Origin of the sequence: Enterobacter sp. JJBC, assembly GCF_036936505.1 — a bacterium.
In the GTDB taxonomy this organism is placed as follows: Bacteria; Pseudomonadota; Gammaproteobacteria; order Enterobacterales; family Enterobacteriaceae; genus Enterobacter; species Enterobacter hormaechei_C.
In genome coordinates, this window is sequence record NZ_CP136935.1 from 2,309,682 (window position 1) to 2,333,999 (window position 24,318).

Here is a 24,318-nt window from a genome sequence, read left to right on the forward strand (position 1 = left end):
TGTGATTTTGGAAACGGGCTGACCCGTATCTTTTATGAGATATCTCACAAAAACAGACTCATAGAGTAGGCAATTGCCCCGGTAATTATAGTTTTTAACAATAAGTTTACTTGTTAAAAACAGTGTGATTACAGGAGCAGGTTATGACAGTACCCGTACAACATCCTATGTATATTGATGGACAGTTTGTTGCCTGGCAGGGTGATGCATGGATTGACGTGATCAATCCGGCCACGGAAGAGGTCATTTCCCGTATTCCCGACGGCACCGCCGAGGACGCCCGCAAAGCCATTGACGCGGCAGAGCGCGCGCAGGCTGGCTGGGAGGCGCTGCCAGCCATTGAACGCGCCAGCTGGCTACGCAAAATTTCTGCCGGGATCCGCGAGCGCGTCAGTGAAATCAGCGCGTTGATTGTGGCCGAAGGCGGCAAGATCCAGCAGCTGGCGGAAGTGGAAGTGAACTTTACCGCTGACTATATCGACTATATGGCCGAGTGGGCGCGCCGGTATGAAGGGGAAATCATTCAGAGCGACCGTCCGGGCGAGAATATTCTGGTGTTTAAGCGTGCCCTGGGCGTCACCACCGGCATTCTGCCGTGGAACTTTCCCTTCTTCCTGATTGCCCGTAAGCTTGCTCCCGCGCTGATCACCGGCAACACCATCGTTATCAAACCGAGCGAATTTACCCCAAACAACGCCATCGCGTTTGCCAAAATCGTCGATGAGATTGGCCTGCCGAAAGGCGTCTTTAACCTGGTGCTGGGCCGGGGTGAAACCGTCGGACAGGAGCTGGCCGGGAATCCGAAAGTGGCGATGGTCAGCATGACCGGCAGCGTCGGGGCAGGTGAAAAGATCATGGCTGCGGCTGCGAAAAACATCACCAAAGTGGGGCTGGAGCTGGGCGGTAAAGCCCCGGCCATCGTGATGGACGATGCCGATCTTGAGCTGGCCGTGAAGGCCATTGTGGATTCACGCGTCATCAATACCGGGCAGGTGTGTAACTGCGCGGAACGTGTCTATGTCCAGAAGGGGATCTACGACCGCTTTGTGAATCGTCTGGGCGAGGCAATGAAAACCGTCCAGTTTGGCAATCCGGCTGAGCGAACGGATATTGCCATGGGGCCGCTGATCAACGCCGCCGCGCTGGAGCGCGTGGAGCAGAAGGTGGCGCGCGCGGTGCAGGAGGGGGCCAAAGTGGTCCTTGGCGGTAAAGCGGCAGAAGGTAAAGGGTATTTTTATCCCCCAACGCTGCTGCTGGACGTGCGTCAGGATATGGCCATCATGCACGAAGAGACCTTTGGCCCGGTGCTGCCGGTGGTGGCTTTCGACACCCTGGAAGAGGCCCTGAACATGGCCAACGACAGCGACTACGGTTTAACCTCGTCTGTTTATACGCAGGACCTGAACGTCGCCATGAAAGCCATTAAGGGGCTTAAGTTCGGCGAGACCTACATTAACCGTGAAAACTTTGAAGCGATGCAGGGCTTCCATGCGGGCTGGCGGAAATCCGGAATCGGCGGGGCAGATGGTAAACACGGTCTGAATGAGTATTTGCAGACGCAGGTGGTCTATTTACAGTCGTAATCAGGAGCCCCCTCCATGCGAGGGGGTTCACATTTTCAGGAAAGGTGGTTATGTTGGCGCGATAATGGTTATTTATCGGGAAACAACATGCGCACAAAATATACGGGTCTGCAAATCAGCATTCACTGGCTGGTTTTTCTGTTAGTTATTATGGCCTATTGCGCCATGGAGTTCAGGGGATGGTTCCCGCGAAGCGATCGTCCGCTCATTAATATGATCCACGTTTCCTGCGGGATCAGCATCCTGGTGCTGATGGTGGCGCGCCTGCTTATCCGCCTCAAATTCCCGGCTCCGCCTATTCAACCGAAACCAAAAGCGATGATCACCGGGCTGTCCCATCTGGGGCATCTGGTTATCTACCTGCTGTTCATTGCGCTGCCGCTGATCGGCATGGTGATGATGTATAACCGGGGAAATGACTGGTTTGCGTTTGGCCTGACGATGCCGCATGCGGCGGAGGGGAATTTTGACCTGGTGGATACGCTAAAAGCGTGGCACGTGACGCTGGCGAATCTGGGATATTTCGTGATTGGTTTGCACGCCTTTGCCGCGCTGATGCATCACTATTTCTGGAAAGACAACACGCTGCTGCGGATGATGCCAAAAAAGCGTCAGTAACCGATAATGCCCTGCGAACCCGCAGGGCATTTTTTTGCGGCTTATTGCAGTTGCGCGCGCTCCTGCGCCGTTAAGTCCAGTTCCTGAGTTGTACCCGTTTCTGAAGATTTTACCGCCGCTTCCAGCACCGCCATCACCGCCAGGGCTTCCACCGGCGGGACCGGGTTGTCAATCTTGCCGTTCAGGGCATCGCGCACGTTTATATAGTACTGCCGCTGGTCGCCTTTTGGCGCAGGGATAGCGCTGGCTTCACCCTGGGCATTAAGCAGCACCATAGCGTCGCTGTCTTCACCCCAGCGTTCACTACCCGGAATGACGCCTGCCAGCAGCTGGGCTTCCTGCTGATCGATGCGCGCTTTCACCACGCTAGCCTTGTCACCGTGAATGCTAAAGCGGGATACGCCGCCCGCCACCAGCATGCTGCAATGGAGGACCACTTTGTGTTCCGGATAATTCAGCACCACGTGCACCCAGTCGTTAATCTCCGCGCCGTCACGCAGGGTGGCGATGTTGCCCTGTACCGACTGCGGCAGACCAAAAAGCTGTAGCGTCTGGTCAATCATGTGCGGGCCTAAGTCGAACCACAGGCCGCTGCCGGGAACGTTTTGCTCTCTCCAGCGTACGCGAACCTCCGGGCGGAAACGATCGATATGCGACTCAAAATGTTTCACCTTGCCGATGCTGCCTTGCGCAATCACCTGCTTAATGCCGAGAAAATCGCTGTCCCAGCGGCGGTTATGGAAGACGGAGAGCAGCCGCTGTTTTTCTTGCGCAAGCGCAATCAGATCCCGCGCTTCCTGCATATCCAGCGTGAACGGCTTATCCACTACCACATGCTTGCCGGCATTGAGCGCCAGGGTGGCCAGCGGCGCATGGGTCGCGTTAGGGGAGGCGATAACCACCAGATCGATATCCGGGTGCTGAATGGCCTCTTCCGGCGTGGCGACAACGAGCACGTCCGGCAGATCGCGTTTCACTTTCTCTTCATCCCGGGATGAGATCACCGCCAGCTTCAGGCCGTCAACGGACTGGATCAGCGGGGCATGGAACGTCTTACCCACAAAACCATACCCGATCAGCGCAATATTCATTGTCTTCACTTTATTCATGACCTTCTCCACGTTAATGTGCGCAAACGGTAACCTGCACGGCGCTATGGTCCCCGAGCTCTGCCCAGGGACGATCTAAAAACAGTTGATGAATCTCGGATAACCCTGACACCAGATACGGTTCGCACTGGTTGAGTTTTAGATGGTCGGCGACTACCCAGTGCGCCTGGCTTGCGGCCAGCATGGCACGCTTCACTTCGGCATCCGCCTCCTGACTGGCGCTCAATCCGAGTTCGGCATGGATGGCGCATGCGCCAAGGATGGCAATATCCGCCCGGTAGCGAGAGAGCAGTGAAAGGGTGGCGCTTCCGGCAAACAGGCGCTGTTTCTGATCCCACTTTCCACCGAGCAGGATCAGGTCGATACCTTCCCGATCGCTCACCTGTTGGGCGATATCAAGAGAAGGGGTGATGATGGTCAGCGGCCCATGAAGGAAAGAGGCAACGGCCAGCAGTGTGCTTCCGGCATCCAGAAACAGCGTCGAGCCCGCAGGCACGCATTGCGCAACCTGTTTACCCAGCCGCTGCTTGATTTCAGGCAGCAAGGTATTCCTGCTAACCCGGTTCATCGTCGAGAGATTCAGCGCGATGGCGCCACCATGGTTTTTTTGTGCCAGTCCCTGTTTTTCCAGGTCGGTCAGATCGCGACGGATAGTGTCCGCTGAAACCTGCAATCGATCTGCCAGCTCGGTAATGCTGGCCTGGCCTTGTTCAGTAATGATATCAAGCACATATTTCTGTCTGGCGGTTTTATGCATGGGCGCAGTATCCTGCAAAATGTCGCAATACTTCGCATTTTACAGCATTTTGCAGAAAAGGGAATCGGGACAGGCGCGGGATGTTATCCAAAAACAGTTTAATGGTGTGATTATTGATATCGCATTAATCAGTCATCAAAAACATGTATGTATCTTTTAGGTATGTTGTTATCGCTATGTTTTACTTATAAATTTGGCTTAAGCTGCCACATTCCAGCGCCTAATTGATATTTATAACTAATTTGTAATTATAAATTAGTGTATATATCTAACAATCTGTGTTTATAAAGTAAAATAATCCAGTTTTATTCGGTGGATTACTTAAGTTGACATTTCTTTGAAAATCTTTGTGTCTGATTCGGGGTGAAATTAACGCAAAAATGTACACCGGGGTATTTTAGAATTTTCTTTATATTACAGGGGGTTTATTTGTTTCATCTGAAAGGTCTTTTATAACGTTTTGTCCAGAAACCCCATCTTTTTTCTTATTTGTAACAACACATTAACATTGCGGGTGTGGTTGCTTATATCACATTTTGTTATGCTGCGAATCAATAAATATTTAAGTAAATTCTTAAAAGAAAAAAAGGATTGAACGGCTCTCGTCTCAATTGAAATGGGTTAGGGGAACTCTTGCCCGGAATTAATGGAGAAGGGACAATGGATTTCTGGCGAATTATTTGTACCTCTTCCTGGGTATTTATTTGGCTATCACCTGGAGTCGGGGGATATTATGAAGATGAAATGCAATAACAGGTTACTCAGATTATCTGCCTCCCTGACCTTAATTTCGTTGGTGGTGACTGCGGCTAATGCAAATAACGGCCAGGCGGGGATATCTCCCGTTGCGGCAATGACGATGAAAGAAAGTATTCTTTTCGCTCTCGATCGCGACCCCTCGGTGAGTCAGCAGGCGGCACAGCTGGGGATCGGCCAGGCACAAATAGACGAAGCGCGCAGTGGCTGGATGCCACAAATAGCCCTGAACGGGAGTACAGGTCACAGCCAGACCACCGATTCAAGCGGCTCGTTGCGAAATTCCGCAGCCTGGGGCCTGAGTCTGACGCAGCTGGTGTACGATTTTGGCAAGACCAACAACAGCATCAGCCAGTCTTCAGCTCAGCGTGACAGCTATCGCTACCAGCTGATGAGCACGATGTCTGCCGTCGCGGAAAAAACAGCCCTCAGCTATGTGGAAGTGAAACGCTACAGCGATCTGTTGCAGGCGGCAAAAGAGAACGTGCAGGCGCTTAAAAACGTTGAGCAGCTGGCAAAACTCCGCGCCGACGCTGGCGTAAGCTCCACCTCTGATGAGCTTCAGACCCGCACCCGTATTGCCGGGATGCAGGCGACGGTAGAGCAGTACAATGCGTCCCTGAACAGCGCCCGCGCGCGGCTGGCGGTATTAACTGGCATACAGGCTGAACGCTATTCACCGGTTCCGGGAGGTCTGGCCGTGGAGCCGGATTCTCTCAATCGGATTGATTATTCACTGATCCCAACGGTGATGGCCGCGCAGAACATGGAGCGTTCAGCCCAGTACGGCGTAGAAACCGCGAAGTCTCAGCACTGGCCGACCTTAAGCCTGAAAGGGGGCCGCACCCGCTATGAGTCGGATAATCGCGCGTACTGGGATGATCAGATCCAGCTCAATATTGACGCACCGCTTTATCAGGGCGGCGCGGTCTCGGCGCGCGTCCGTCAGGCCGAGGGCGCAAGGGCAATGGCATCGTCTCAGGTCGATCAGGCCCGTTTTGATGTCCTGCAAAAAGCCTCCGTCGCACAGGCCGACTGGACCGGGGCGCGTGGACGAATGGAAGCCGGGAAACGTCAGCTGGAAAATGCGTTGCGCGCCCGCGATGTCTACAAAAATGAATATACCCTGAGCAAGCGCAGCATTAACGATCTGCTCAGCGTGGAGCAGGATGTCTGGTCTGCCACCTCCGCGAAAATAATGGCTGAATACGATGGCTGGAGTGCGGCGATTAATTACGCCTCTGCGGTGGATAATCTCATGCCGCTTATCGGAATAGAGAAAAACGCTGCCGCGAAATTACCTGATTTAAGTTAAAAAAGGCGCGCCTTTCTGCGCGAAATAAGTCAGACAATAATGGGTGATTTTTCCCAAGGATAGCTACATCCCTCTGGTGGACATATCCACAGGAATACGCGCACCTGCAAGGAGAAGAATATGAGTACCGCAAAAGTTGTTGATGTCATCATTCGCAAAACGGCAGAGAAGACGAAATTAACCGGTGAAGGGAATCTCTCGGTTTCTATTTCCTCACCGAGCGTGATTGAAATTCAGGGTTCTGCTCAGGACGTGGTGCGTTATGTCCGCCAGGGGAATGACCTCCTCATTTATATGAAAGATGGCAGCGTGATCCGCTGCAATAATTATTTTGTCGAAGACACGGAAACCCATAATCATTCCGAACTGGTATTTAACGATAACCAGGCGTTGACGCATATTTCATTTGCCGATGCCGGCGAAGCATCAGGCGTTGCCGCCACCGAATTAACCGCCCAGGCTGCACCCATTAGCAGCATTGAACCTTTCCTGGAGCAGGGAAGCGTATTAAGCGATGCGCCGTGGGGCTGGATTGCCGGTGCGGCGTTAGGGGGCGGTGCGATCGGCGCACTGCTGGCTCACGGCGGCGATGGCGAAACCAAAACCAGGGTTATTGATAATACAAAAGAAGTCGAAAGCGCTACGCCGACATTTTTGCTGGCGGACAACGCGGGTGACAAGCAGGGCGTGCTGAGTGCAAAAGAGGTCACGGATGATAACACCCCCACCTTCAGCGGTACCGGGCAGCCGGGCGCGACCATTCAGGTTAAAGACGGCAGCGGCAGCACCATCGCCAGCACCATGGTCGCGAAGGACGGCACCTGGACGGTAACACTCCCGACCCAGGCGGACGGGGAACATACCTGGTCCGTCGTACAGATCGACGGCAGTAAAACGACCTCTGCGGGCAGTATTACCGTAACCGTTTCTACAGCGGATACCAGCGTGACGCTCGCCACCACGGCGGGCGATAACGTGATCAACGCCAGCGAACAGTCCGCGGGCTTTACGCTGTCCGGCACCAGCAAAAACCTGGCGCAGGGAACGGAGCTTACCGTCACGCTCAACGGTAAAACCTATACCGCAGAAGTGGGAGCAAACGGCGCATGGAGCGTGAAGGTGCCTGCTGCCGACGCACAGGCGCTGGGCGATGGTACCTGGACGGTCAACGTCAGCGGAAAAGACGCGGCGGGCAACACCGTGTCCGGCAGCCAGACGATTGGCGTGGATACCGCCTCGCCAGTGATCTCTGTCGACACGATCGCCCAGGACAACATCATCAACGCGGCTGAACATAATCAGCCGCTGACGCTGACCGGGAAAACCGATGCGGAAGCGGGCCAGATTGTGACGGTCACGCTGAACGGCAAAAATCACACGGCGACCGTGGGCAGCGACGGCAGCTGGTCCGTTACGCTTCCGGCCAGTGAAGTACAGACACTGGCTAACGGCGAGCACACCCTGACGGTAAACGTCAGCGACAAAGCGGGTAATGGGTCCTCCATCACCGCCGATTTCACGGTCGATACCGCAGCGCCAGTGGTCACTATCAACACCGTCGCGGGCGACGACATTCTGAACACCAGCGAGCAGGGGCAGGCGCAGATTATTTCCGGCCAGGCGAACGGCGCGGCGGAGGGCGACGTTGTCACCGTGACCGTTGGCGGCAAGACCTTTACCGGTGTCGTTCAGGCGGACGGCACCTGGAGCGTCGGCGTGCCTGCCTCCGTCATTGGCGCGCTGGGGGAAGGTAGCCACAGCATTTCGGTTGCCGTGACCGATGCGGCGGGCAACACCGGCAGCGCGACGCACGGCATTACGCTGAGCGGCAACCCGCCGGAATTTACCCTTGATCCCATCAGCCAGGATAACGTCCTGAATGCGCAGGAGGCCATGCAGCCCCTGAGCCTGAGCGGGACCAGTAATCTGCCGAACGGCAGCGCTGTCACCGTGACGCTGAACAACGTTAACTATCAGACCACCGTTGAGAACGGTCGTTGGTCCGTTCAGGTGCCGGTCTCCGACGTGCTGGATCTGGCGAATACCCTTTACACCGTCAGCGTCAGCGGCACCGACAGCGTGGGTAACAGCGGCTCCGCCGAGGCGAATCTGCTGGTAGACACCGTGCTGCCGCAGGTGATCGTCAACACCTTTGCCGGGGATAACCTGGTCAATAACGCCGAAGCGGCGGTTGACCAAACCCTCAGTGGACGCGTCACCGGCGCGGCGGCGGGCGATACCGTCTCTGTCACCGTGGGCGGCAAGAGCTACACCGCGACGGTTGGCAGCGACCTGAAATGGAGCGTGACGATCCCATCGGCCGACCTCCAGGCGTTTGGCGACGGCGATTTAACCTTCAGCGCCTCTGTCACCAATGCGCACGGCAATACCGGCACCGGCGAACGTGATATCAACATCAACGCCGAACTGCCGGGCCTGCGCGTGAACACGATCTCTGGCGATGACGTGATTAACGCCATCGAGCAGCAGCAGGATCTGGCCGTAACCGGCTCCAGCACTCATCTGGCCGAAGGCACACAGATCACCGTCACCATCAATAATGTCGAATACGTCACCACGGTTAACGCCAGCGGCAGCTGGCAGATTGGCGTGCCGGCGGCGGACCTTCAGGCATGGACGGCGGGAGGCATGACCGTCAGCGTCAGCGCGGAAGATGCCTGGGGCAACACCGTGGCGGCTGAACACCCGATCGAGCTTGACCTGAATGCGGTGGCTGTCACCATCGATACCGTAACCACTGACGATATGCTCAACGCGGCGGAAAAAGGCGCGGATGTCACGCTTTCTGGTCAGACGCAGGGCGTGGAGGCCGGGCAGACCGTGGTGGTGAAATTCGCGGATCAAACCTTTACCGCACAGGTGCAGCAGGACGGCTCCTGGCACCTGACCGTTCCGGCGAGCGCGATGGAAACGCTGATCGACGGGCGTGCGCAGGTGAGCGTCAGCGTGACTAACGTCAACGGCAACAGCGCGGACGCCTCACGCGTGGTGATCGTCGATACGCAGCCGCCAGCCATTACGCTTGATAACCTGACCGACGACAACATCATTAATGCGGCAGAAGCGCAGCAGGATCTGGTGCTCAGCGGCAGCACAACCGCTGAAACGGGCCAGACGGTCACCGTGACGCTGAACGGTAAATCTTACCAGACCACGGTACAGGCGGACGGTCGCTGGCAGCTGAACGTGCCTGCCGCCGACGTAGGCGCGCTGACCGATGGCAATGTCACCGTGACGGCCACCGTCACTGACGTGGCGGGCAACAGCAGCAGCGCGGATCGCGTTGGGCTGGTGGATGCCACCGTACCGCAGGTGACCATCAACGATTTCGTCACCGACACCAACACCGTTAACCAGCTGGCCCATGCTCAGGCGCAGATCCTGAGCGGCTCCGTCACCGGCGCGGCAGCGGGCGATTTGGTCACCATCACCATCAATAACGTGGACTACACCACCGTGGTGGATGCGGCAGGAAACTGGAGTCTCGGCCTGCCTGCGTCCGTCATTCAGGGGCTGACGGACGGCACCTGGACTATTAACGTCTCCGTGACCGATCGGTCCGGCAACACCGGCAGCAGTTCAGTGGATGTGGTGGTCAATACTGTGACGCCCGTTATCGGTATTAACACGCTGGCAGCGGATGACGTGATCAATGCGGCAGAGAAGGGCGAAGATCTGCTGCTTTCCGGTACCAGCAACCAGCCGGAAGGAACCACCATCACTGTTAATCTGAACGGTATCAACTACACCGCCACCACCGACGCCAGCGGCAACTGGAGCGTTACCGTACCCGCCTCTGCGGTGAGCGCGCTGGGTGAAGCCAATTACACCGTAACGGCGAGCGTCACCGATAATGTGGGCAATAGCGCCGCTGCCACGCACGATGTGCTGGTGGACAGCTCGCTGCCGGTTGTTACCCTCAACAACTTCGCGGGCGACAATATCGTCAACGCGGCGGAAGTGACCGCAGGGCAAACCCTGACCGGAAAGGTTTCTAACGCGGCATCGGGCGATACCGTCACGATTATCCTCGGCGGGCAGACATACACGGCTACAGTACAGGACGATCTCACCTGGAGCCTGCCGTTAACCCAGAGTCAGTTAACCGCGCTCGGCAACGGCGACCTGACCGTCTCGGCCAGCGTGACGAACGCGCACGGTAATACCGGATCGTCTTCCCTGGATGTCACCATTGACGCCCAGCTGCCCGGCCTGCGCATTGATACCGTCGCCGGTGACGACGTCATTAACGTTATTGAACACGCGCAGAACCTGGTTATCTCCGGCACCAGCACCGACCTGGCGGCGGGTAGCACCGTCACCGTGACCATCAACGGCAAGAGTTATTCCGCATCGGTACAGGCGGACGGCACCTGGCAGGCTGCGGTTCCGGCCGCAGACGTCTCCCGGTGGGCGGACGGGTCGCTCACCATCAGCGCCAGCGCGCAGGATACCTCCGGCAACCCGGTGAACATCGGCACCGTGGTGGATGTCGATCTCGCCCCGGTGGCGATAAGCATTAACAGCGTGACGGACGACAACGTGCTGAACGCGGCAGAAAAAGGCCAGGATCTGGTGCTGTCCGGCTCCTCCTCGAACGTTGAAGCGGGCCAGACCGTTACCATTATCTTTGCGGGTAAAACCTGGACCACGATGGTCGATTCCAACGGCGACTGGACCTGCACCGTACCGGCTGCCGATCTGAGCGGCCTGAAGGACGGCGACGCCAGCGTACAGGTCAGCGTAACCAACGTGAACGGCAACGCGGCCTCTTCCTCGCAGGCATTCAGCGTCGATACCGCCGCGCCAGCGGTCACCATCAACACCATCAGCGGCGACAACATGCTGAATGCGGCAGAGGCGGCGCAGGATCTGACCCTGAGCGGGACGTCTACTGCCGAAGCAGGCCAGACGGTCACCGTGACCTTCAACGGCAATCAGTACACCGCCCAGGTGCAGGCGAACGGCAGCTGGACGCTGGACGTTCCGGCGGCGGATCTGGCGGGGATCGCCGACGGCAGCGCGGCGGTCACGGTGACCGTGTCCGATAAAGCGGGCAACCCGGCCAGCGCGGGGGCGTCCGTGCTGGTCGACACTACCGTGCCGCAGATTACCTTCAACATTGTGGCGGGCGACGACATTGTTAATATTGCCGAGCACGGCCAGGCGCTGATTGTCACCGGCAAGGTGACGGGCGCGCAGGCGGGCGATGTGATTACCTTGACCCTGAACGGCAAAGACTACACAGCGATGCTGGACGGTGCCGGAAGCTGGAGCGTGGGCGTTCCGGCGGCAGACGTGGGCGCGCTGGCTAACGGCGATCAGACGATCTCCGCCACGGTCACCGATAAAGCGGGCAACAGCACCAGCGCGACGCACGCGTTTGACGTCTCCCTGACCGCGCCGGTGATTGCCATCAATACCCTGGCGGTTGACGACGTGATCAACGCGACCGAGAAAGGCCAGGACCTGTTGATCTCCGGTACCAGCAACCAGCCGGACGGGACCCGCATCACCGTAACCCTGAACGGTATCAGTTACGCCGCCACCACCGATGCCAGCGGTAACTGGAGCGTCACCGTTCCGGCGGCAAATGTCTCGGCATTGGGCGAAGCGAGCTATAGCGTGACGGCCAGCGTGACCGATACTGCGGGTAATAGTGCGAACACCAGCCATAGCGTGCTGGTCGACAGCGCGCTGCCGCAGGTCACCATTAATGCGGTTGCCACCGACGACGTCATTAACGCGGCGGAAGTGGCTTCCGGACAAACCCTGAGCGGGAAAGTGAGCGGTGCCGCGAGTGGTGACGCTGTCACAATTTCGGTGGGTGGCAATACCTACACGACAACCGTGCAGGACGATTTAAGCTGGTCGGTTAACGTCGCGTCTGACGTGTTAACCGCCATCGGCAACGGCGACCTGACCGTATCCGCCAGCGTCACTAACGGCCACGGTAATACCGGCTCCGGCGAGCGCGACATCACGATTGATGCCAACCTGCCTGGCCTGCGGGTCAATAAGGTGGCGGGTGACGACGTGATCAACAGCATCGAACACGGACAAAACCTGATTATCACCGGCTCCAGCGACGGTCTGGCAGCGGGTTCAGCATTGACGGTGACCGTTAACGGTAAAACCTACGCGGCCACCGTACTGGCAGACGGTACCTGGACGGCCGCCGTTCCGGCAGCAGACGTCGGCGCGCTGAGCGAAGGCACCGTCACCGTGACCGTTGAAGGCCAGAGCGCAGCGGGCAACCCGGTTTCTATCAGCCACGACGTGAAGGTCGACCTGGCGACGGTTGCTATCAGCATTGACGCTATCGCTACCGACGACGTAATCAATGCGGCAGAAAAAGGCGCAGATCTGGTGCTGTCGGGTGCCACCACCAACGTGGAAGAAAACCAGACCGTTACCATCACTTTCGGCGGTAAGACCTATAGCGCGACGGTGGATGCCAGCGGCAACTGGACGGCGACCGTACCGTCTGCCGATTTAGGTAGCCTGAAAGACGGCGACGCCAGCGTGCAGGTCAGCGTCACCAACGTGAACGGCAACAGCGCCTCGGCGGGCCGCGAGTACAGCGTGGACGCCACCGCGCCGACGGTGTCCATCGAGATCGTCAGCGACAACAACATCATCAACGCGGCCGAAGCGCAGCAGGATCTGGTCGTTAACGGTGTCTCCAACGCCGAAGCGGGCCAGACCGTCACCGTGACGCTGAACGGCGTGGACTACACCACCACCGTACAGGCGAACGGCAGCTGGAGCGTCACCGTACCGTCTGCGGATATCGGCGCGATTACCGACGGCAGTTACACCATCACGGCAGCCGTCGCGGATAAGGCGGGTAACCCGGCCTTGGCGGACCGCGATGTGCTGGTGGATACCACGGTGCCACAGCTGACCATTAACACCGTTTCCGACGACGACGTGATCAACAGCGCCGAGCATGCGCAGGCGCTGATTGTCACCGGTTCCGTGACCGGTGCGGCGGCGGGCGACGTGGTGACCGTCACCATCAATAACAAAGATTACACGGCGACCCTGGACGCTTCCGGCAGGTGGAGCGTGGGCGTGCCTGCGGCGGACGTGAGTGCCCTGACCGCCGGGGATCACACCATCACCGCGGCACTGACCGATAAAGCCGGAAACAGCAACAGCACAACGCACGAGGTTGAAGTCAACCTCACTGCGCCGGTGCTGACCATTGACACCGTGTCCGGCGACGATGTGATCAACAGCAGTGAGAAAACGCAGGATCTGACCATCACAGGTACGGCTTCCGGGCTGGCCGCGGGCGCGGTGGTCACCGTGATGCTCAACGGCAAAGCGTACAGCGCCACGGTGGATACCAATGGCCAATGGACCACAACCGTTCCGGCGAGCGAGGTGGGGCAACTGGGTGAAGCGCTTTACACCGTGTCGGCCTCCGCAACGGACAGCGTCGGCAACAGCACCAGCACCTCGCACACCGTGAACGTGGAATCCGTGCTGCCTGGCGTCATCATTAACGCCGTGGCGGGCGACGACGTGATCAACGCGGCGGAGCTGGCAACCGGCCAGACCATTAGCGGCACAGTGGTGAATGCCGAAGCGGGCAACACCGTGACTGTGTCTGTTGGCGGCCATAACTACACCGCAACGGTGCAGAGCGATCTGACCTGGTCCGTCAGCGTACCGGAATCTGTGCTCACCGCGCTGGGCAATGGCGATCTGACCGTGACCGCCAGCGTCACGAACGGCGTGGGCAACAGCGGCAGCGGAGAGCGCGATATCACTATCGACGCGAATCTGCCGGGCCTGCGCGTGGACACCGTAGCGGGCGATGACGTGATTAACAGCATCGAACACGGGCAGAATCTGATTATCACGGGTTCAAGCGACGGCCTGACGGCGGGCACAGCGCTGACCGTCACCGTAAACGGTAAAACCTATGCAGCCACGGTGCTGGCAGACGGCACCTGGAGCGCGGCGATCCCTTCTGCGGACGTGAGTGCCCTTGCCGCAGGCGCGGTCACCGTGAACGTTGAAGGCCAGAGCAGCGCGGGCAATCCGGTGACTATCAACCATGATGTGACGGTGGATCTGGCAAACGTCGCGATCAGCATTGACGCCATCGCTTCCGACGACGTGATCAACGCCGCCGAGAGGGGTGCGGATCTGGTGCTCTCCGGCACCACCGCGAATGTAGAGGAAAATCAAACCGTCACCATCACCTTCGGCGGCAAGAGCTACACCGCCACGGTGGACGCTGAGGGTAAATGGACCGCCACGGTGCCGTCTGCGGATCTGACTGGTCTGAAAGACGGTGATGCCAGCGTGCAGGTGAGCGTCACCAACGTGAACGGCAACAGCGCGTCTGCGGGCCGCGAGTACAGCGTGGATGCTACCGCGCCGTCCGTGACCATCAACACGATTGCCACCGACGATATCCTCAACGCCTCAGAAGCACAGTCCGACCTGGCAATCTCCGGCACCAGCACCGCCGAAGCAGGCCAGACGGTGATCGTATCGCTGAACGGCAAAGATTACACCACAACCGTCAGCGCGAACGGCAGCTGGACGCTGAACGTGCCGGCAGCTGACCTTGCAGGATTAACCGACGGCAGCGTCACCGTAACCGCGAGCGTGAGTGACAAGGCGGGTAACCCGGCGTCGGTTGACCACGCCCTGACGGTGGACGTCACCGTACCTGCGGTGACCATCCACACCGTGGCAGGCGACGACGTGATTAACGTGGCTGAACACAATCAGGCGCAGATTATCAGCGGCTCCGCCACCGGTGCGGCGGCGGGCGATAAGGTCACCGTCACGATCGGCGGCCAGACTTATACCACCGTGCTGGACGCGGCGGGTAACTGGAGCGTGGGCGTTCCGGCGAATGTGATTTCAGGCCTCAGCGACGGCACCGTGACCGTCTCTGTGTCAGTCACCGACGCGGCGGGCAATACCGGCAGCGGCACGCATAATGTGACCGTCGATACCGGTCTGCCATCGGTCAGCTTCAACGCCATCAGTGATGACAACGTCCTGAACGCCGTTGAAAAAGGCCAGGATCTGAGCGTCAGCGGCACCAGCGCCAACCTGGCGGAAGGCACCCAGGTCACCGTGACCCTGAACGGTAAAAACTACACGGCGACAACTGCGGCAGACGGCACCTGGAGCCTGACGGTTCCGGCTGCGGATCTGGCCGGTCTCGGTCAGGCCAGTTACACCCTGAACGCGACGGCCACCAACGGCGTGGGCAACAGCGTGAGCAATTCTGCGAACCTGCTTGTCGACACCGCGCTGCCAACCGTCACCATCAACACCGTGGCGGGCGACAACGTCATCAACGCGGCGGAAGTGGCCGCGGGTCAGACCCTGAGCGGCACCGTGGCGAATGCCGAAGCGGGCAACACCGTGACCGTCGCTATCGGCGGCCACAGCTACACCGCAACGGTGCAGAATAATCTGTCCTGGTCCGTCAACGTGCCGTCTGACGTGCTGACCGCACTCGGCAACGGCAGCCTGAGCGTAACCGCGACCGTCACCAACGGACACGGCAACACCGGCACCGGCGAGCGCGAGATCGCTATCGACGCTAACCTGCCGGGGCTGCGCGTCGATACCGTGGCGGGTGACGACGTGCTCAACACCATCGAGCACGCGCAGAATCTGATTGTTTCAGGCTCCAGCGACGGGCTGGCGACGGGCACGGCGCTGACGGTTACCGTCAACGGTAAAGATTACGCGGCAACGGTGCTGGCAGACGGCACCTGGCGCGCGGCGATCCCGTCCACCGACGTGAGCGCGTGGCCGGAAGGCACCGTGAAAATCAGCGTTACCGGTGACAGCGCGGCGGGTAATCCGATCACCATCAGCCACGACGTGACCGTGGATCTGGCTACCGTTGCCATCAGCATCAATGCGCTTGCCACCGACGACGTGATTAACGCGGCGGAGAAGGGCGCGGATCTGGTGCTGTCCGGTGTGACCACCAACGTGGAAGCCGGGCAGACCGTGACCATTAGTCTGAACGGCAGGATCTACACCACCACCGTGGACGACAGCGGCAACTGGACTTACACCGTGCCGTCAGCGGATCTGGCTGGCCTGAAGGATGGTGACGCCAGCGTACAGGTGAGCGTCACCAATGTGAACGGCAACAGCGCCTCGGCGGGCCGTGAGTACAGCGTGGATGCTACCGCGCCGTCCGTGACCATCAACACGATTGCCACCGACGATATCCTGAACGCCACGGAAGCGCAGTCAGACCTGGCAATCTCCGGCACCAGCACAGCCGAAGCGGGCCAGACGGTGACCGTATCGCTGAACGGCAAAGATTTCACCACAACCGTCAGCGCGAACGGCAGCTGGACGCTGAACGTTCCGGCGGCGGATCTGGCAGGATTAACCGACGGCAGCGTCACCGTAACCGCGAGCGTGAGCGACAAGGCGGGTAACCCGGCGTCGGTTGACCACACCCTGACGGTGGACGTCACCGTACCTGCGGTGACCATCCATACCGTTGCAGGCGACGATGTGATTAACGTGGCTGAACACAATCAGGCGCAGATCGTCAGCGGCTCCGCCACCGGCGCGGCGGCGGGCGATAAGGTCACCGTCACGATCGGCGGCCAGACTTATACCACCGTGCTGGACGCGGCGGGTAACTGGAGCGTGGGCGTCCCGGCAAATGTGATTTCAGGCCTCAGCGACGGTACCGCGACCATCACTGCATCAGTCACCGACGCGGCGGGCAACACCGGCAGCGGCACGCATAATGTGACCGTCGATACCGGTCTGCCGTCGGTCAGCTTCAACGCCATCAGCGATGATAATGTGCTGAACGCGGTAGAGAAGGGTCAGGATCTGCGCGTCAGCGGCACCAGCGCCAACCTGGCAGAAGGCACCGTGGTGGCCGTGACCCTCAACGGCAAAAACTACACGGCCACGACGGCGGCAGACGGCACCTGGAGCCTGACGGTTCCGGCTGCGGATCTGTCAGGCCTCGGTGAAGCCAGCTACACCCTGAGCGCGACGGCCACCAACGGCGTGGGCAACAGCATCAGCACTACGGCGAACCTGCTTGTCGATACCGCGCTGCCAACCGTCACCATCAACACCGTGGCGGGGGACAACGTCATCAACGCGGCGGAAGTGGCCGCAGGCCAGACCATTACCGGTAAGGTGGCGAACGCGGACATCGGTAACACCGTGACGGTGAACATCGGCGGCAACACCTATACCGCGACGGTGCAGAGCGATCTGACCTGGTCCGTTAACGTGCCGGAATCCGTCCTGACCGCGCTGGGCAATGGCGATTTAACGGTGTCAGCAACCGTCACTAATGACCATGGCAATACGGGAACGGGCGAGCGCGATATCACTATCGACGCAAGCCTGCCGGGCCTGCGCGTGGATACCGTCGCGGGCGACGATGTGATTAACAGCATCGAGCATGGACAGAACCTGATTGTCACCGGCTCCAGCGACGGACTGGCGGCAGGCACTACGCTCACCGTGACCGTCAATGGCAAAACCTATGCGGCCTCCGTGCTGGCAGACGGTACCTGGAGCGCGGCGATCCCGGCAGCAGACGTCGGGGCCCTGGCTGCGGGCACGGTTACCGTGACCGTTGCAGGCCAGAGCGCGGCGGGCAATCCGGTGACCATCAGTCATGACGTGACGGTGGATCTGGCGGCAGTCGCTATCAGTATTGATGCGATTGCTACCGACGACGTGATTAACGCGGCAGAAAAAGGCGCGGATCTGGTGCTGTCCGGCGGCACCTCGAACGTAGAGGAAAACCAGACCGTTACCGTCACCTTCGGCGGCAAGACGTACACCGCCAAAGTCGATGCCGACGGCAACTGGACGGCCACCGTGCCTTCCTCGGATCTTGCGGGTCTGAAAGACGGCGACGCCAGCGTGCAGGTGAGCGTGACCAATGTGAACGGCAACAGCGCGTCTGCGGGCCGGGAGTACAGCGTGGATGCCACGGCGCCAACCGTGACCATTGACACGGTAGCCGGCGACAACGTGATCAACGGCAGCGAAGCGGCTGCGGGCGTGGCCATTTCCGGCACCACCACGGCTGAAGTCGGTCAGACGGTAACCGTTAACCTCGGTGGAAACAGCTATACCGCACAGGTTCAGCAGGGCGGCGTCTGGAGCATTAACGTGCCGGCCGCCGATCTGTCCACTCTGGCGGATAACGGCTACACCGTGCAGGTGAGCGTGAGTGACGCCGCGGGTAACCCGGGCAGCGCGGGCAAAGCGATTACGCTCGATACCACGCCGCCGACCGTCAGCTTTAACGTCGTGGCGGGCGATGACGTCATCAACAGCGTTGAGCACGGGCAGGCGCAGGTCATCAGCGGCACCGCAACCGGCGCCAGCGTCGGCGATAAGCTGGTCATCACGATAGGTTCGAACCAGTACACCACCACCGTTGACGCCAGTGGCAAATGGAGCGTGGGCGTTCCTGCCAGCGACATTTCTGCCCTGACCGACGGCACCGTGACCCTCAGCGCGACAATCACCGACAGCGCGGGCAACAGCAGCACCCAGACCCATGACGTGGTGGTAAATACCGCATCGGTCGCGCTGACCGTCAACACCCTCAGCGGTGATGACGTGATCAATGCGGCAGAAGCGGGGGCGTCGCTGGTCATCAACGGCTCCAGCGCGCAGTTTGCTAACGGCACGCAGGTCACTATCACCCTGAATGGTAAGATCTATACGGCCACTATCCAGAGCGATGGCTCCTGGACAACCACCGTACCGGCCGCCGACGTGGGCACCCTGGCCGACGGCGCGAGCTACCAGGTTTCTGTTTCGGCGCAGGACAGCGCCGGGAACAGCGCCTCGGCGACGCACACCATCAGCGTGGACACCACCGCGCCGGTGATTAGCGTGAACACGTTGTCGGGCGACGATGTGCTGAATGCGGCGGAAGCCCAACAGCCGCTCACCGTACACGGCTCTTCCAGCGCGGAAGCAGGCCAGACGGTGACCGTCACGCTGGGCGGGAAAACCTACACTGCGCTTGTGGCAAACGACGGCACCTGGACGCTCGACGTCCCGGCCGCCGATCTTGCCAACCTGAGCGAAGGCGCGCTGACGGTCACCGCGTCGGTGAACGACAAGGCGGGTAATAACGGCCAGACGACGCATACCTTAACGGTCGATACCGTCGCGCCAGCCGTGACCATCAGCACCGTGGCCGATGACGATATCGTCAACGACGCCGAGCAGCTGGCGGGACAGACCATCAGCGGGACCACCACCGCGGAGCAGGGCCAGACGGTGACCGTCTCCTTCAACGGCCACAGCTATCAGGCGACCGTGGCGGCGAATGGCTCCTGGTCCGTCTTCGTGCCGGGACGCGACTTCCTCGGACTGAGCGACGGGGATTACACCATTACGGCTACGGTGAGCGATAAGGCAGGTAACCCGGGCAGCGCAACGCACGACGTGACGCTGAACGGTGACGTGCCGACCATCGCCATTAACACCTTTGCGCAGGATGATATCGTCAACGCCGCCGAGCACGGCACGCCGCTGGTTATCAGCGGCACCACCGATGCGCCAACGGGCCAGACGGTGACCATTACGCTTAACGGTAAAACCTACACGGCTACCGTTCAAAATGACGGCACCTGGAGCTATACGGTCGGCAGCGCAGACGTGACCGCGCTGGCGGACGGCGGTTCGTACGTGATTAACGCGCAGGTGAGCAACGCCATCGGCAACAGCGCCAGCGATAACCATACCGTTACCGTGGATCTCACCGCACCGTCGATGGGGATCAGCATTGATTCCCTGCAAAACGATACCGGCCTCAGCGCGAATGACTTCATCACCAACGACAGCCAGGTGGTGGTGAATGGTTCCCTGACCGCGCAGCTCGGCAATAACGAGAAGGCGCAGATCAGCCTTGACGGCGGTACCACCTGGATTGACCTGACCGTCACCGGCACCACCTGGCGCTACACCGATGGCCGTACCCTGACCGACGGTACGTACCAGTACCAGGTGCGCGTGATCGACAATGCAGGCAACGTTGGGGCAACGGACAGCCAGGACGTGGTAATCGATCTGACGAAGCCTGCGGCGGCGACTATTACCGTGGATTCCGTCTCGCAGGATACCGGCCTGTCCGACAGCGACTTCATTACCAGCGACAACCAGATCAGCCTGAAAGGGACGCTCGGCGCGGCCCTGGGCAGCGGCGACCACGCCCAGATCAGCCTGGACGGTGGCGCGACCTGGACTGACGTGAGCGTTAGCGGCCTGAGCTGGACGTATATTGATGGCCGTACGCTGACCGACGGGGATTACAACTACCAGCTGCGTGTGATTGACGACGCGGGGAATATCAGCGCCACCACCAGCCAGGTGGTGACCATTGATACCGTCGCGCCGGACGCCAGCAAAACGATCGCTATCGACAGCATCAGCGACGATACCGGCCTGAGCAGCAGCGACTTTATCACTCGCGACACGTCCCTGACCCTGCACGGCTCACTCGGCGCGACGCTGGCCGACGGCGAATATGCCCAGATCAGCATCGACGGCGGCGTCACCTGGCAGAACGTGATCGTCACCGGCAACAGCTGGTACTACGTGGACGGCCGCACGCTGGGTAACCAGACCTACGACTACTACGTTCGCGTAGTGGATGCGGCGGGCAACGTGGGTGCCAGCGCTCATCAGCAGGTGACGGTCGATACGGTCGCGCCGGATGCGGCGATTACGGTGACCGTGGATAACATCACCGTCGATACCGGTTTCGATAACAATGACTTCCTGACCAGTTCGACCTCGTACACGCTCAACGGGACGCTCGGGGCCGAACTCGGGGCGGGTGAGTATGTGCAGGTGAGCATGGATGGCGGCACCACCTGGGTTTACGCCACGGTAAGCGGTACCCAGTGGCGCTATACCGACGCGCGCACCCTGGCCGACGGCGATTACCGCTATCAGGTGCGGGTTGTCGATCAGGCGGGCAACGTCGGGGCCACCACCACGCAGGACGTGACGGTGGATACCCAGGCGCCGCAGTACGGCATCACCATTGACAGCATCAGCGAAGATACCGGGCAGTCCGGAAGTGATTTCATCACCATGGACACCTCGCTGACGATCAACGGTTCGTTGGGCAGCGCGCTGGCCAGCGACGAGCGCGTACAGATTAGCCTCGACGGCGGCAATACCTGGATTGACGCTACCGTCACTAACCAGCGCTGGAGCTATACGGACACCCGCGATCTGGCGGACGGGGATTACAACTACCAGGTGCGGATCATCGACCAGGCGGGCAACGTCGGCTCAACCACTTCGCAGGTGGTAACGGTTGATACCACGCCGCCTGATACGGTGGGAACGGTGGTCAGCTATACCGACGGGGAAGGCGAACGTCAGGGCAGCTTCGGCGCTTCGGTGGCAACAGATGACAACTCTCCAGTGATTAACGGGACGCTTAACCGTGCGCCGGACAATGGCGAGATCGTGCAACTGTATCGTGACGGTGTGCTGCTGGGACAGGTGACGATGAACGGCGCCGCCAGCTGGTATTTCCAGGACAGTGGTCTGAATGACGGTAATCACGTCTATATGCTGCGTGTGACCGATCTGGCAGGTAACTTCACCGACTCAGATGATTTCGTGCTGAAAGTGGATACGAGCATCCCGACCACCACCGTGACCATTAACCCTCAGACGACGACAGATAGCACCCCGATTCTGAGTGGACTTGTATCGGCGGGACTGACCAACGGTGAGTACGTGGTTATCACCGTGAACGATAAAACCTACACCTCAGAGACTGGCGGTGCGGTCGTGGTCGATCCGGATAACAACACATGGTATTTGCAGCTCCCTGACGGCGATGCGCTGAGCGTGAAGAATTATGATGTTACGGCACAGGTGAAAAGCAGCGCCGGCAACGGTAATACCGCTGGGTTGACCACCGGTAGCCTGATTGTAGGGAGTGAAGAATCATTGACGCCGGCCTGGTCATTTACCGCCGCGAACTACTCCTATTCTGCCAGCTATATGCTGGATTCGGATGGGCTGTGGACGATTATGGCCAACCAGCAATTCGCATCCGCCAATACCAGTAGCCGTAACGCTTACACCGTTTCAGGCAATTTCTCAATGACGGGGAGTTACACAACCGGTACTTACGCGGATATCAACCGCGACGGGCTGGCTGACGTGCTGGCGGAAGGGACAAGTTACTCGTACATGGTGCAGCTGATTAACAATGGAGACGGTACATACACTTCCAGTACGCTGACCAATATGGGGGCTGCGGTGTGGTATGGCGCGGTGGTCGCCATTGACATCAAGGGCGATGGTTACACTGACTTTGTCATCGGCGATGCTGGCGGGCCTGATTCCAGCACCGTCATGCTCAATAACAACGGCACGCTGACGGGCAGTTCGAAGTCCGGTACGTACTCCAGTTTCGTATCGGGATCAACGGTAGGTAACTACAACAGTCTGATTGAAACGTCCGGTGTGGATTTGAACAACGACGGGAAAGTGGATATTGCCCAGCATACGACCAACGGGGGCAACAACTATGCCCTGTCGACCATGTTTAACCAGGGCAATGGCTCATTTACGTGGGGGCAAAACTTCACCAATACCATGTACAGCGGCTATGGTTCCGCCGCAGCGTCCAATGCCGTGAGTATGACCTGGGCCGACTTTAACGGTGATGGTTACATGGACCTGTATATGAGCATGTCCCGTACCTCCAGCGGAACCAGTCAGGGCGGGGTGTTAATGCTGAACGACGGTAGCGGCAACCTTCTGGCCGGCACCGCGGTTGGAACGGCGACCACGGATAAGTTTGTGGGTAACGTCAGCGTGGCGGTGGACTGGAACCTCGACGGTCACATGGACATCATCAAGCTGGCGAATAGCGGGCAGTCTTATCTTTACACCAATGATGGACTGGCAGGTACTGCAAGCTTTACTGCTTCGAAATTCAGTACCGCTACGTCAACTCAGGTATCCGGCGCGGCTCTGCTTGATTACGACTGGGATGGCGCACAGGATCTGCTCATTTTCCGTCAAAACGGTACGGTTTTACTGGAGCGGAATACCAATACGGTCGCACCAGGTACGGCCTTGCATCTGAAGATTGTCGACAGCGAAGGGATTAACGCCTTCTTTGGCAACACTGTCCAGCTGTACAACGCGGCAGGCCAGCTGGTCGCCAGTGAAATCATCAATGCCCAGTCCGGGATTGGCATTAACGATTCCTCGTCGCTCATCAGTTTTTACGGCCTGGATCCCAGCGAGACGTATCACGCGGTGCTGGTTCGTGCCGTTAACGGTGTTTCGAGTAACGTAACCTGGGACGGGCTGACGGCAGGAGACGGTAAAGAAAGTTACGCCCTGACGGCTGAAGCTGCTACGGGCGGTCACCAGGGCACCCTGACAGGTACCGGCTACAACGATACCTTTATCGCTGAAGCAGGGACGTATACCTACAACGGTTCCGGTGGCTGGACGACGACCTCTGAACACGACACGTGGAGCAGTACGGGCGGCATGGATGTCGTGGATTATCGCAACGCCACTTCCGGCGTCACCGTCGATTTAGGACGCTCTACGGCGCAGAGTACCGGATTCGATACCGCGACACTGGTGAATATTGAAGGCATCAACGGCTCCGACTATGACGACGTGATCACCGGCAACAGCGGTGATAACCAGTTCGAAGGCCGGGGCGGGAACGACACCTTCAACATCGGCAGCGGCGGTCACGATACGTTGCTCTATAAGCTGATCAACGCGTCTGACGCGACGGGCGGCAACGGCAGCGATGTGGTGAACGGCTTTACCGTCGGCACCTGGGAAGGGACGGCGGATACGGACCGTATCGACCTGCGCGACCTGCTTTCTGACAGCGGTTATACCGGCACCGGCTCGGCGAGCTACGTCAACGGCGTGGCGACGCTGGACAGCAGCGCGGGCAACATCGCCGACTACATCCGCGTGGTGCAGAACGGCAGCAACACCGAGATCCAGGTTGACCTGGACGGCACCGGCGGTCAGTTCTCGCCCACCACGCTGGTGACGCTGAACGGGGTGCAGACAGATCTGGCGACGCTGCTGGCGAACCACCAGCTGTTAATTGCGTAAAACACT

General features: G+C 59.2%; 6 protein-coding genes. 4 read left to right on the plus strand and 2 right to left on the minus strand.

The genetic code is table 11. From position 1 onward, the window contains the following. Window positions 1-143: 143 nt before the first annotated feature. Entirely contained in the window at window positions 144-1,583 is a 1,440-nt protein-coding gene (gene aldA, locus RY075_RS11265; protein WP_022651158.1) for an aldehyde dehydrogenase, read from the plus strand. Between the two features lie 87 nt (window positions 1,584-1,670). Continuing rightward, window positions 1,671-2,201: a cytochrome b561 gene (gene cybB, locus RY075_RS11270; RefSeq protein WP_003857288.1), complete on the plus strand. Its 531-nt coding sequence runs from the start codon at window positions 1,671-1,673 to the stop codon at window positions 2,199-2,201. 41 nt (window positions 2,202-2,242) lie between these two features. Here the strand turns inward: cybB and RY075_RS11275 are convergent, their stop codons facing one another. Beyond that, window positions 2,243-3,310 (minus strand): oxidoreductase, encoded by a 1,068-nt coding sequence (locus tag RY075_RS11275; protein WP_338628603.1) that lies wholly within the window; start codon window positions 3,308-3,310, stop codon window positions 2,243-2,245. A 13-nt stretch (window positions 3,311-3,323) separates the two neighbouring features. Beyond that, entirely contained in the window at window positions 3,324-4,067 is a 744-nt protein-coding gene (locus tag RY075_RS11280; protein ID WP_022651161.1) for a DeoR/GlpR family DNA-binding transcription regulator, read from the minus strand. 733 nt (window positions 4,068-4,800) lie between these two features. On the opposite strand from RY075_RS11280, the gene RY075_RS11285 reads away from it, so the two are divergent. Both RY075_RS11285 and RY075_RS11290 read left to right on the plus strand, forming a co-directional pair. After that, window positions 4,801-6,138, plus strand: coding sequence for a TolC family outer membrane protein (locus tag RY075_RS11285; RefSeq protein ID WP_023324619.1), 1,338 nt, complete (start codon window positions 4,801-4,803; stop codon window positions 6,136-6,138). A gap of 120 nt (window positions 6,139-6,258) precedes the next feature. After that, window positions 6,259-24,312, plus strand: coding sequence for an Ig-like domain-containing protein (locus RY075_RS11290; protein WP_338628604.1), 18,054 nt, complete (start codon window positions 6,259-6,261; stop codon window positions 24,310-24,312). Window positions 24,313-24,318: the final 6 nt, after the last annotated feature.